Here is an 11,965-nt window from a genome sequence, read left to right on the forward strand (position 1 = left end):
GCCTATATTGAAATATAAATAGGAAGAAACACACAGAAAAACAGGCCCTCTCCTCATAAGGTAGGTGGACCTGTTTGTTATTTATGACCCTTTACGAGAATTGTTTACGTAAAGACTTAGATAGACAAGCCTTCATACAGCGGGAACTTCTTGCTCAGTGCGGCAACACGTTCACGAGCCTCTGCATGCTTAGCTTCGTCCTCTGGATTCTTCAGAGTCAAAGCAATGATGCTCGCTACTTCTTTCATTGCCTCTTCATCGAACCCACGACTAGTGACCGCTGGCGTACCCATACGCACACCGCTTGTTACAAACGGGCTAGCTGGATCAAATGGAATTGTATTTTTATTTGTCGTAATACCTACTTCATCAAGAAGATGCTCGGCTACTTTACCTGTAAGCTCTAGATTTCGTACGTCTACTAATACAAGATGATTATCCGTACCATCAGACACCAGCTGTAAACCTTCTGCCTGTAATGCCGCAGCAAAAGCACGAGCATTGTTTACAACACGTTGAGAGTATTCTTTGAATTCAGGTTGCAGTGCTTCACCGAATGATACGGCTTTCGCTGCAATGATATGCATCAATGGACCGCCCTGTACCCCTGGGAATACAGATTTGTCGATTGCTTTGGCAAACTCCTCTTTGCAAAGAATCAAACCACCGCGTGGACCGCGCAATGTTTTATGGGTAGTAGATGTAACAAAATGAGCATGAGGCACTGGATTTTGATGTAAGCCTGCTGCAACAAGACCAGCGATATGCGCCATATCAACCATGAGGTATGCTCCAACTTCATCAGCAATTTCACGGAATTTAGCAAAATCAATCTCACGCGGATATGCACTTGCACCAGCTACGATCATTTTTGGTTTATGTTCTAATGCCTTTGCTCGAACGATCTCATAGTTAATGAGATGTGTCTTTTCATCTACACCATATTCAACAAAGTTATAGAGAGCGCCTGAGAAGTTAACGCTGCTACCATGTGTTAAATGTCCACCATGGGACAAGTTCATGCCCAAGACAGTATCTCCTGGTTGTAAAATGGTAAAATAAACAGCCATGTTAGCTTGAGCGCCAGAATGCGGCTGTACGTTGGCATGTTCTGCACCGAAAATTTCCTTTACTCGATCACGTGCGATGTTTTCTGCAATATCAACATATTCACACCCGCCATAATAACGGCGACCTGGGTAACCTTCTGCATACTTGTTAGTAAGTACAGTCCCCATCGCCTCCATCACGGCACGACTCACAAAGTTTTCTGATGCAATTAGCTCAATCTTGTCACGCTGGCGACCTAATTCCAAACGAATAGCTTCTGTAATTTGTGGATCTTTTTCTTTTAAAATATCGAACATAATTTTATCCCTCCCTGGTTATCTACACTTCTATTTCAATTCACCATTGAATGTCAACCCAAGTTGTTTTTCTCTAGGTACAAGTCAATTGATCAATACGTTCATAAACCGCTCGTGCTCCACCAATCATCTTTGGTCGTGTATAGGCTGCTGTTAGATGAGCCTCCCCTACTTGTTTGCGACTAAGTCTAACCGGAACTACCACATGTTTAAGATGCATACCAATGAAGGTATCGCCAATATCAAGGCCAGCATCTGCTTTGATATGTTCTACAACAGCTGGCATCTTCATTTGCTGATAGGCATAGGCTGCCATAGAACCTCCTGCGCGTGGTACTGGAATAACACTTACTTCTTCAAGTCCATATTGGCTTATAGTAGAACGTTCTACAACAAGTGCACGATTCAAATGCTCACAACATTGAAAAGCAAGCTGAAAGCCTACTTCCTGCTGAGCTTCTGCAATCCCCATCCAGATAGCACTAGCCACTTGCTCGCTACCGGATTTACCAATATGCTGACCAATCACTTCGCTCGTACTGCAACCGATCACCAGAAGCTGGTCAGCTTGCAGCTTTGCTACTTTGACTAATTCCAGCACACAATCCTTGATCTCTTGCCGAAGACGAGCAATTTCCACCTTACTTCACTCCCGAATATTTAGCCTCAATATCCATCACTTTCTTAACGCGATTCTCATGGCGGCCACCTTCAAAATCAGTTCCCAGCCAAATTTTCACAATATCAAGAGCTAGGCCAGGTCCAATGACTCGCTCTCCCATAGCTAGCATATTCGTATCATTATGCTCGCGAGTTGCTTTTGCAGAGAACGTATCATGAACTAATGCACAACGAATTCCACGTACCTTATTAGCCGCAATGGACATACCAATACCTGTCCCACATACTAAAATACCTCTGTCAAACTCTCCAGAAGCTACTTTTTCCGCAACAGGTAAGGCATAGTCTGGGTAATCAACAGAGGTCTCACAATTACAACCAAAATCTTCGAACGTAATCTGCATTGATGTTAAAAGCTTTTTGATCTCTTCTTTTAGATGTAATCCGCCATGATCGGCTGCTAATGCTACTTTCATTGTGCAATCCCTCACTTTTGTCGTCATATGATGTATTATACATGATTATCCTAACGAAATACAGTATAGAAACAACCAAAAGCTCGTTTTACCAACAAAACACAAACATTAATTATAAATAAAAGATAATCGTTCGGATTTTAAATAAATAAGGTCCTGGGAACGTTCCAGCACCTTTTTAACTCATTCCATATCCTGACGATACTCTTTATTCTTCTCATTTACATTCTTCTGTAGTTTTTCTCGTACAGCCTGTAAATCCTCTTCTAATTCCTTCGCTGTAGCACGATACATCTCTAAGGTTCCACCGTAAGGATCTGTTATATCGCCTTGTTGACCATACGCATACTCTTTTAGTGAGTATACCTTTTCTGTTGCTTCAGGAAAATGACTCAAAATCGCTATTTTATGTCCTTGCGTCATTGTAATGATTAGGTCAGCCTGATTTATTTGGTCATTCGTAATCTGTTTAGAAAAATGCTCATGTGCTAGTCCTTTTTCCTCTAACACCTGTTGGGCATGCAAGGAAGCAGGGTGTCCCTCAAATACAGCAACTCCTGCTGAGGCAATTTCCATTTGTAAATCCTTTACTTGTTCACGGAAAAGAACTTCTGCCATAGGACTCCTGCAAGTATTGCCCGTACAGACAAATAAAATTCGCATGTTATGGTGCCCCCTTTTTTGATCACACGATTTACAAAATAAATTTTAAACCAAAAATCAGCAGTATGACACCGCCAATAATTTCACTATATTCACCCAGCCAGCCTCCGACGCTTCTTCCTAGCAGCAGACCAGCACAAGCCATCATACCTCCAATGATACCAAACAAGCTAACTGCCAGCCATTTGTTTACTGCCATTAAACCAAGCGAAAAGCCTACTGATAAGGCATCCAGACTGACACTAAAGGCAAACAGAATCAGTCCAAGCCCTGATGTTTTAATTATACTCCCCTCATTTTCTCCAAAAAAGACGCTCCATAACATATGTACGCCAAGGAGAATCAAGATACCGCCCCCAATGAAAATAGCGATATCTCCTACTATATCAGAGAGATAGGTACCGATCGCAATACCTAACAGAGGCATTGCAACATGAAAACATCCAATCATAATGCTGATGTTCACAATTTTACGCAATCGAAGACCCACCATACCAAGCCCAATACTCAGTGAGAACGCATCCATTCCCAACGCGATCGCAATTAGCAGTAATGTTAGAAATTGTCCCCAAAGAAATACTGTAGCTTCCACACTCTCCCCCCCTGTCTTTTTCACCTTATGCGGACAGGGGGATAAAAATTCTTTTTCTCTACAGGTTGTACCTCTAGATGTTTAAGCCTTTATAATTCGATGGGAAGCTGCTTTTTCTAAACGATTCATCACAGCTAGCCCCAGACCCTCACGTGGATATGTTTCCGCCAAAATAAACTGAATCTGTTCCTCATCAAATCGACGTAGGTCTGCATACAGCTCCTGAGCTACTTCCTCCAATGATGCCAACGAACCACATTGAAGTGTTAAGTCCACGAGAGCATGATTGTCCCAGCCATCCAGATGTTCTCTGGGTACCATAACTCCTGTTGTTAATCCTTGTTCTTTCGCTTCTATTAAAAGCTCCAGCATTTTCGCTCTCACTTTGTCCTCTTGACCTGACACTAACCATAAATCTCCTTTTGGAGCATAATGCTTATATTTCATTCCGGGCGAAATTGGTTGTTCCTTTTCTTCTGTTAGGAATGCCGGATCAATTTCTACCTCTCCGATTACACGCCGAATCTGCTCTACTGTAATACCACCTGGACGATGAATCATCGGAGGTTCCACTGTCATGTCTATTGTCGTAGATTCCACGCCTACACCTGTACTCCCTCCGTCCACAATCCCTGTAATTCTTCCCTCTAAATCCTCCAGGACATGCTGAGCTGTAGTAGGACTGGGACGACCAGAACGGTTTGCGCTTGGTGCTGCTATTGGAACATGCGCCTGTTTAATTAATTCTAGAGCAACAGGGTGATCTGGCATGCGTACTCCAACTGTAGATAATCCTGCCGTTACTTTGGAGGCAATTCCTGCTCTCTTGGGTAAAAACATAGTAAGTGGACCTGGCCAAAATGCCTCCATCAGCTGTCTTGCTTTCACAGGGATGTCAGTGGCCACAGCGTCTAGTTGTGATTTTTCACCAATATGGACGATCAGTGGATTATCACTCGGCCTACCCTTAGCAACGAAGATTTTTTCCACAGCCTCATCAGATAAAGCGTTCGCTCCTAACCCATAAACCGTTTCGGTAGGAAACGCAACAAGCTCTCCTGATTCGACAAGTTTTGCTGCATCCACAAGATGTGCACAACTTTTTTGGTCTTCCACATTCTTATCCACAACCCAAACCTTTGTCAGTATATTCTGTTCCATCCGATAAACCCTTTCTTTTTCGTTATTCGTGCTCGCTTTGCTTCCATAGTATATGTTTTTCCAAAAAAGTTTTCAACAGGCTGTGGGTAACCTGTGGATAAAACTATTGATTTTTGTGACTTTTCTATTAAAAAAAGCCTATCCAAATGGGACAGGCTGGAGGGGGAGCAATATTATTTCCCAGCTTAAAACCAGGAGCGAAGTTTGTCCCATATAAAGGAGCGTACTTCCACTTTAGAAGCTTGGTCATTAGGTACAATAGCTGCTGTATCAATATTCTCTGCCATCTCTTCCCGTACAATACCTGTTTCTTTTTCGTTATAATTATCAGAATTTTCTCTGTTTAATTGCGGTTGCAAATCTCTATTTCCCATAGTACTTTGTGCAGATTCTACCACTTGTATCTCTTCCTCCACAGTACCCGACAAGTTATCCACAGCGTCATCCCTTTTGGCAATCCCGTCCCCATTAGACAAATCAATAAAACATAATGGGGGAAATAATACACACCACCAATTTTGTCCTTCTGCTTTACCAATGCGTACACGCAGGGCTTCATAATCACCCGCTGGATAAATGTATGAACCGTATTGCTTGGTAGGAAATTCAACTCGTCCGAAATATACCTCTGCCGGATAGGAATAGCCTCGTTCAGCGATTGTTTTATCCACAATTTTTTTTATTTCATTCATATGATCAGCTACAAGTAGACGAGCTTGGTCATAACTATGAATCTCTTTTATCCATTTGTTCATTTCTGCAATAATCGCATCACGCACTTCACGTTTCAGCCATTGATCCTCCATGGAATCACTGTTTGCTAAAATACGCAGGCGAATAGATTCTTGTGGAATCGGACCATTGCTATGTATATTTGCCGATGCTATTTGCCCTTCCCAACTCATTAACGCGACCGCTAAACCAAATAAGACAAAAAAGAACCGTTTCATCATAACCAACTCTCCCCTCATATACTGTCTCTCTAGCAAACAGTATGGGCAAAAAGAGCTCGTGATAAACCCGGTTCTTTATACTATTTTTAATTGTGTAGTCGATAGCCAACAATAATCCGATCTATTCCCGCCAAATCAGGATAAATGAATACTTCATCAATGGCGCCTGATTCCTTCATAAGTTGAGCTACTGCCTCTGCCTGATAGATTCCTACTTCAAAAGCCACCAGTGCAGTCGGTGCCAACAATCGTGGTAATGCTTCACAAATTCTACGATAGAAAATATAGCCGTCTGTTCCTCCATCAAGAGCTAAACGTGGTTCATAGCCAAGAACTTCCTTGTCCAATTCGTCCACATCAGTACTTGGAATATAGGGTGGGTTAGACACTAAGATGTCTACACGCTCGCCCGTGTCGAGGATTGGCTCAACTAAATCACCTTGTATAAAACGAACTCTTTCTGCTACATCTAATCGCTCAGCATTTTTCTTGGCAATCGCTATAGCGTCCAAAGAAATATCTACAGTCGCTAGTTGCCAATTCGGTTTTTCCGCTGCCAGCGTTAGCGTGATTGCCCCACTGCCCGTTCCAAAATCCACAACAGATAAAGGCTGCTCTGGACTCCAAAATCGTTGGGAATGCAAGAGGACCTGTTCAATTAATAACTCTGTTTCTGGACGTGGAATCAGTACACCTGGTGCTACAATAAAATCACGCCCATAAAAGTTTTGTTCACCCAAGATGTACTGAATAGGTTCATGAGCAGCTCTTCGTTCAAGTAACACTCGAATAGAAGCTATCTCATCAGCATTAATCGGGTCAGGCATAGATGCTAAGAAACTCGCCCGATTCATTCTGAGTACATGACGAATAATTAATTCAGCTTCAAACCGTGGATCTTTCGTACCGGCTTCTCCTAAAAAGGAAGAAGCCCAGAGCAGGGCTTCTCTCACATTATTCATTGAATTCATCTTATGCGCTGGCATCGTTTTTCATTAGCTCCGTTTGCTCGTGCATAATGAGATTATCAATGATTTCATCCATATCTCCATCTAGAATATTTTCCAGACGATGTAGCGTTAAACCAATGCGGTGATCAGTTACGCGGCTTTGTGGGAAGTTATAGGTACGAATACGTTCACTACGGTCACCAGTACCCACTAAGGATTTACGGTTCGCATCAATTTCAGCATTCGCTTGTTGGCGATAGAAATCAGACAAACGAGCACGCAGAATTTTTAATGCTTTATCCTTATTGGAATGCTGAGACTTCTCATCCTGACAAGATACCATGATACCAGTCGGTAGGTGAGTAACACGCACCGCTGATTTCGTAGTATTAACAGACTGTCCACCCGCACCACTGGAACAGAACGTGTCAATACGAATATCTTTATCACTAATTTCAACGTCCACTTCTTCAACCTCAGGTAATACAAGAACTGTAGCTGTGGACGTATGAATACGACCGCCAGACTCTGTAGACGGAATGCGCTGTACACGATGTGCACCGCTCTCAAATTTAAGTTTGCTATAAGCACCTCTGCCATTCACAGCAAACACGACCTCTTTAAATCCACCAATATCTGTTTCATTCGCTTCCATTACGTCGATTTTGAACCCATGACGCTCTGCAAAACGAGTGTACATTCGATATAAGCTTGAAGCAAATAAAGCCGCCTCATCTCCACCTGCTGCACCACGAATTTCAACAATAACGTTTTTATCATCGTTCGGGTCTTTCGGCAATAGTAAGATTTTCAGACGATTTTCCAGCTCTTCCTTACTTTTGGACAGTTCAGCGATCTCCATCTTAACCATCTCACGCATCTCATCGTCCAATTTTTCTTCAAACATAGCCTTAGAATCATCAAGTTGAGTAAGAACAGATTTATATTCACGGTACGCGGTGACCATATCTTCCAAAGAAGATTGTTCTTTGGAGAGCTCACGTAGCTTTTTTGTATCACTAATTACGTCGGGGTCACACAAAAGGTTTGTAACTTCTTCGTAACGCTCTTCAACAGCAGATAGGCGTTTAAACATAGCTTCTCACCCCATTTTTCCCAATTTCCTGTAAGCTTTTTATATACAAGCTATAAATCAATGCATAACATCAAAATTATAGTAGATTTCGCTTTGAAAGTCAAAGGATTTGCCTATCAGCTCTATACATCACAGAAAGAAAAACTCGGCTTACTTACCGAGTTTTTTACACCTTCACTATGAATGATATCCATCGTAGGAAGTTACATGAAAATCGTAGCGCCCACTCTTTTTATGCAAGGCATCTATGACATGATGCTCAATCTTACGAGCTTCTGCAGCCGTCACGTTCCGCTTGAGATCAAGTGTGACATACACATCTTTTTCTCGGATCGTGATACGCGCATTTTCTACACCTTGAACCCTCTTCGCCTCTTGTTCCATTTCCTGAAGCAATTGGGAGGCTGTTTTTTTTTCACCCATAGTCTTATATGGCTTTTGCTCTTTTGGAACCTGCTGTAGCTTCTGTTGTTGTCGCATCGATTGGTTAATAGGCTGCTTTTTTTCCTGCTGTTGTACTTTAGGCTGAGAAGATGAAGCACACCCACCTATCACCACCCCTAGAACAACACAACTCACAATCAAGCTTTTACTTAAGAATAGGCTTGTACCATTTTTGCTTTCTTTTATCAAAAAAGCCACCTCCCGCTTTGCCTAGTGTGTGCAAGCACTCCCACACCCATGCAAAAAAAGAGATAGCTCTCTCTATTACGTTGTTACTTACAATTGTCGAAATCAACAGGCAAGGTTTTTGGAAGCCCAGGCGGCTGATAGTAGTGTCTACGACAAACACTACTATAGGTTTCTTCTCCACCTATTTGAATCGTTTCCCCTGTGTAAACCGGTTTACCTTGCTGGAATTTTAGAATATGTGTCGCTTTTTTATTACAGAAAACACATACTGTTTTAATTTCCTCAATCTTATCAGCTTCACAGAGCAAAGCTTGACTGCCAGGAAATAATTGATTTTTAAAGTCTTTTAAAAGTCCGTATACGATAACAGGGATATTTAATTCATCTACAATTCTCGCCAATTGCCTTACATGTTCTTCCGATAAAAACTGCCCCTCATCTACTAATACACAATGAGGTTTCTCTTGCTCTTCTTTTACAACCCGATACAGATCAGTGGTATTCTGAATCGGAAATGCCTCTCGTGAAATCCCGACTCTGGACGCTACCATCCCTACACCATAACGGTCATCAATTTCCGGTGTGAATACCATTACCTTCTTACCGGATTGTTCATAGTTATGTGCTACTGTTAGCAATTGAATAGACTTGGATGCGTTCATTGCACCATATCGAAAATACAATTGAGCCACTCCGCATTCTCCCTCTGTCGCCATTCTTTTCTTCGTTTCCGTTCCAAGCAACTGTAACATCATATCACTTTATGGGAGGATCGCCAATGGAGAGATATAGTCAAAGCACCTCTTACGAACAAAAAAGCTCTATCATAACAACAAGCCCAGGTAGAATGACTTCCACCTGAGCTTTGTTTTTTTCCTATAATTAGGAAAGATTGTATTTGCGTTTGAAACGATCTACACGGCCGCCAGCATCGATAAACTTTTGTTTACCAGTGTAAAACGGATGGCAAGCGGAGCAAACCTCTACGCGAAGGACATCTTTTACAGAGCCGGATTCGAACTCATTGCCACATGCGCAAGTTACTTTAACCGTTTTGTAGTTTGGATGAATACCTTGTTTCATCTCTATGCACCTCTTTCCGCCCTGAATCGTTTGCCGAATCAGAGTTATATAAAACACATAAATGAATAGTATCACGTCTATGTGTCTATTGCAACCATACTGACTTGATTGGAAACAAAAGTCTAATTGCTATTTTTCTGCCTGCGTTGGTACTCAGGAGGCACATGTGTAAACGATCCAATCACCACATCAGGTAATTCCTGTTGATAGATTTCAATCGCCTGCTTCATGCCAAATATTTCTCCTTGGGCTTTTGGAATCATGTCTAAATAGCTTTCTGGATCAATATTTAGATTGCGCAATTGAATTAACTTAATACCTGTCCGCTTGATAAATTCAATCATTGCTTCCATCTCCTCTTCCCGATCAAATACACCTGGGAAGCACAGATAGTTAATGGATGTGTAGACACCCTGACTCGTAGCATACTCAGCAGAGCGAGCCACATTTTCTAGCGTATAGCCTCGCGGACGATAATAAGCATTGTAATGCTCCTCAATTGCGCTGATTGTACTAATTCGCATGAGATCAAGACCTGCATCAACAATTCCTCTAATATGATCAGTTAATCCAGCATTTGTATTAATATTGATGTAGCCCATGTTCGTACGTTCACGAACGCGTCGCATTGCAGGAATAATAATCGACGCCATAGTAGATGGCTCACCTTCACACCCTTGTCCAAAACTAATAATGCTTTCTGGGGTTTGTAGGTGATGCAACATTACCTCTACCAGCTCGTCCTCCGTCGGTTTAAAGTTCATACGGGTTTGAGGAGAAGGGAAGCCACTATCATCTGGTTGCTCCGAGATACAGCCATAGCAACCAGCATTACAGGTTTTAGATACTGGTAAGCTACCTTCCCAACGGTGGAAAAAGTTGTTGGATGCGGTTAAACACTCATATTCTAACGCACAGTGAGACAAATGCTGCAAAATTCTATTTTCTGGAAATTGCTTGAGAGTATCATCTACCTTGCCACGCAACTCTTCCATTGGAAAATTATCTGGATTCCAATTATGTGGTTCATCACTTTTTCGAGCAGCCACCCAAAAAGCATCGTCTTTCCAAACGACTGCTGTGTAACCAAATAGAGGAAATTTACTTTCTTTGTTTGTTTTGATGTAACCAGGAAGTAATAAGCGTGTAAAACCTTGCGGGATCAACGCTCCTACCGCAGTATAACCATCTAGCTTAGTCATTTTACCGGTGTTCTCATCCATTCCGACCGGAACCGTATCAGGCAAACTAACCAATGTAGAACCCTCTGGTAGAGGAATCAATTCTTCCTCTAGTATCTCCGTTAGGATGTCGCCGTTTCTGGCAATCGCCAGAACAGCATGATGGTCATACACCTGGCCTTTTTTATCTGCATACACCAAATACATGAATTACATCCGCCTCTCTTTCTGCTGGTGACAATTGTAGCGTATACAGAGAGCATTGTAAACGTGGAGACTACTTCCGTAAATAGCGCATAGGATTTAGAGGAATGTCATCCTGCCTTACTTCAAAATGAAGGTGGTAGTCAGTAGAATCCCCCGTTTTCCCCATAAAGCCAAGCACATCTCCTTGATGCACATATTGCCCAGCTACAACATTAATTTTGCGCATGTGCGCATAAAAGGTTTGTAATCCATTACCATGATCCAACACTACCATTCGTCCATATCCACTACGAATTGCCCCAGCCTCTACTACAAATCCCTCTTTTGCTGCCATAATAGGCGTATTACCTCGCCGTTCATTCCATAGATCTACGCCTTTATGCATTTTACCCCATCGTGATCCAAAATCACTTGTTACAGTCGGTGCTGGAATCGGCCACTCCATCACACGATTTAGATTTATGCTTCTACTAGCTACCTGTGCCATTTGTCTTCGCATTTCAACCGTTCCTGCTAATGCAGATTCACTAGCTTCTACTGGTATCGTTAAACGCTGTCCCTGATAAAGACAATCTGGGATCGCCTTGAGCAAAGGATTGCGATTTATAATCTCGTCTTTGGATACTTGATATCTGTTAGCAATACGTTCTAACGATTCACCAGCTTCTACTGTGTGGGTCATCTCCTTTTTACCGATCACTAGCTTCATCCCAATTCCAACCATATTAGGATTCCTTAGTTTATTATCCTGAATCAACTGCTGTAGCGTAATTCCATATTGTTCCGATATACGAGAGAGCGTGTCCCCTTTTTGAACGGTGTACGAAGTGATGGCACGCTTGCTTTTAGCCTTATTGACCTCAATAGACGAGTACGGATTAAACACCTCAAACAGAGTTTGTTCCACGACGGCTTGTTTTGCTTCCCCACTACTTTTCCACTCAGTAATAAGCGTTGGGTGATTGGCATCCATCCGGGTAAC

The 11,965-nt window shown here is 42.2% G+C and carries 14 protein-coding genes; all 14 read right to left on the reverse strand.

Annotated features, from left to right (window positions below; translation table 11 throughout):
* Window positions 1-116: 116 nt before the first annotated feature.
* Window positions 117-1,367: a serine hydroxymethyltransferase gene (locus tag BrL25_RS08955; protein ID WP_018669731.1), complete on the reverse strand. Its 1,251-nt coding sequence runs from the start codon at window positions 1,365-1,367 to the stop codon at window positions 117-119.
* A 73-nt stretch (window positions 1,368-1,440) separates the two neighbouring features.
* Complete coding sequence (locus tag BrL25_RS08960; RefSeq protein WP_018669730.1) at window positions 1,441-2,007, reverse strand: TIGR01440 family protein; 567 nt, start codon at window positions 2,005-2,007, stop codon at window positions 1,441-1,443.
* Window position 2,008: 1 nt separating this feature from the next.
* Window positions 2,009-2,464: a ribose 5-phosphate isomerase B gene (gene rpiB / locus BrL25_RS08965; RefSeq protein WP_018669729.1), complete on the reverse strand. Its 456-nt coding sequence runs from the start codon at window positions 2,462-2,464 to the stop codon at window positions 2,009-2,011.
* Between the two features lie 183 nt (window positions 2,465-2,647).
* The gene (locus BrL25_RS08970; protein WP_018669728.1) at window positions 2,648-3,127 is read right to left on the reverse strand and encodes a low molecular weight protein arginine phosphatase; all 480 of its coding nucleotides are present in this window, start codon (window positions 3,125-3,127) and stop codon (window positions 2,648-2,650) included.
* 31 nt (window positions 3,128-3,158) lie between these two features.
* Window positions 3,159-3,719, reverse strand: coding sequence for a manganese efflux pump MntP (locus BrL25_RS08975; protein WP_018669727.1), 561 nt, complete (start codon window positions 3,717-3,719; stop codon window positions 3,159-3,161).
* Between the two features lie 81 nt (window positions 3,720-3,800).
* Window positions 3,801-4,868, reverse strand: coding sequence for an L-threonylcarbamoyladenylate synthase (locus BrL25_RS08980; protein ID WP_459553757.1), 1,068 nt, complete (start codon window positions 4,866-4,868; stop codon window positions 3,801-3,803).
* A 197-nt stretch (window positions 4,869-5,065) separates the two neighbouring features.
* Window positions 5,066-5,833 carry a stage II sporulation protein R gene (gene spoIIR / locus BrL25_RS08985; RefSeq protein ID WP_018669725.1) on the reverse strand — a complete coding sequence of 256 codons (768 nt, stop codon included), beginning with the start codon at window positions 5,831-5,833 and terminating at the stop codon, window positions 5,066-5,068.
* Window positions 5,834-5,919: 86 nt separating this feature from the next.
* Window positions 5,920-6,819 carry a peptide chain release factor N(5)-glutamine methyltransferase gene (gene prmC, locus BrL25_RS08990; protein WP_018669724.1) on the reverse strand — a complete coding sequence of 300 codons (900 nt, stop codon included), beginning with the start codon at window positions 6,817-6,819 and terminating at the stop codon, window positions 5,920-5,922.
* Window positions 6,806-7,879 carry a peptide chain release factor 1 gene (prfA, locus tag BrL25_RS08995; protein WP_018669723.1) on the reverse strand — a complete coding sequence of 358 codons (1,074 nt, stop codon included), beginning with the start codon at window positions 7,877-7,879 and terminating at the stop codon, window positions 6,806-6,808. Before prfA ends, prmC begins: the two co-directional genes overlap by 14 nt.
* A 177-nt stretch (window positions 7,880-8,056) precedes the next feature.
* A complete protein-coding gene (locus BrL25_RS09000) occupies window positions 8,057-8,512 on the reverse strand; it encodes an ATP-binding cassette domain-containing protein (protein ID WP_018669722.1) in 456 nt (151 codons plus the stop codon).
* 83 nt (window positions 8,513-8,595) lie between these two features.
* A complete protein-coding gene (locus tag BrL25_RS09005) occupies window positions 8,596-9,204 on the reverse strand; it encodes a thymidine kinase (RefSeq protein WP_026314978.1) in 609 nt (202 codons plus the stop codon).
* A 190-nt stretch (window positions 9,205-9,394) separates the two neighbouring features.
* Entirely contained in the window at window positions 9,395-9,595 is a 201-nt protein-coding gene (rpmE, locus tag BrL25_RS09010; protein ID WP_018669720.1) for a 50S ribosomal protein L31, read from the reverse strand.
* A 122-nt stretch (window positions 9,596-9,717) separates the two neighbouring features.
* Entirely contained in the window at window positions 9,718-10,983 is a 1,266-nt protein-coding gene (locus BrL25_RS09015; RefSeq protein WP_018669719.1) for a radical SAM family protein, read from the reverse strand.
* 70 nt (window positions 10,984-11,053) lie between these two features.
* Window positions 11,054-11,956 carry a M23 family metallopeptidase gene (locus tag BrL25_RS09020; protein WP_018669718.1) on the reverse strand — a complete coding sequence of 301 codons (903 nt, stop codon included), beginning with the start codon at window positions 11,954-11,956 and terminating at the stop codon, window positions 11,054-11,056.
* Window positions 11,957-11,965 lie beyond the last annotated feature (9 nt).

The organism is Brevibacillus laterosporus DSM 25, from assembly GCF_002706795.1.
Taxonomy (GTDB): Bacteria; Bacillota; Bacilli; order Brevibacillales; family Brevibacillaceae; genus Brevibacillus_B; species Brevibacillus_B laterosporus.

Excerpts from the sequence above, each read along its gene's own strand:
- BrL25_RS08955 (WP_018669731.1), bottom strand. The coding sequence starts at position 1,367 with ATGTTCGATATTTTAAAAGAAAAAGATCCACAAATTACAGAAGCTATT.
- rpiB (WP_018669729.1), bottom strand. The coding sequence starts at position 2,464 with ATGAAAGTAGCATTAGCAGCCGATCATGGCGGATTACATCTAAAAGAA.
- BrL25_RS08970 (WP_018669728.1), bottom strand. The coding sequence starts at position 3,127 with ATGCGAATTTTATTTGTCTGTACGGGCAATACTTGCAGGAGTCCTATG.
- spoIIR (WP_018669725.1), bottom strand. The coding sequence starts at position 5,833 with ATGATGAAACGGTTCTTTTTTGTCTTATTTGGTTTAGCGGTCGCGTTA.
- prmC (WP_018669724.1), bottom strand. The coding sequence starts at position 6,819 with ATGCCAGCGCATAAGATGAATTCAATGAATAATGTGAGAGAAGCCCTG.
- prfA (WP_018669723.1), bottom strand. The coding sequence starts at position 7,879 with ATGTTTAAACGCCTATCTGCTGTTGAAGAGCGTTACGAAGAAGTTACA.
- rpmE (WP_018669720.1), bottom strand. The coding sequence starts at position 9,595 with ATGAAACAAGGTATTCATCCAAACTACAAAACGGTTAAAGTAACTTGC.
- BrL25_RS09015 (WP_018669719.1), bottom strand. The coding sequence starts at position 10,983 with ATGTATTTGGTGTATGCAGATAAAAAAGGCCAGGTGTATGACCATCAT.
- BrL25_RS09020 (WP_018669718.1), bottom strand. The coding sequence starts at position 11,956 with ATGGATGCCAATCACCCAACGCTTATTACTGAGTGGAAAAGTAGTGGG.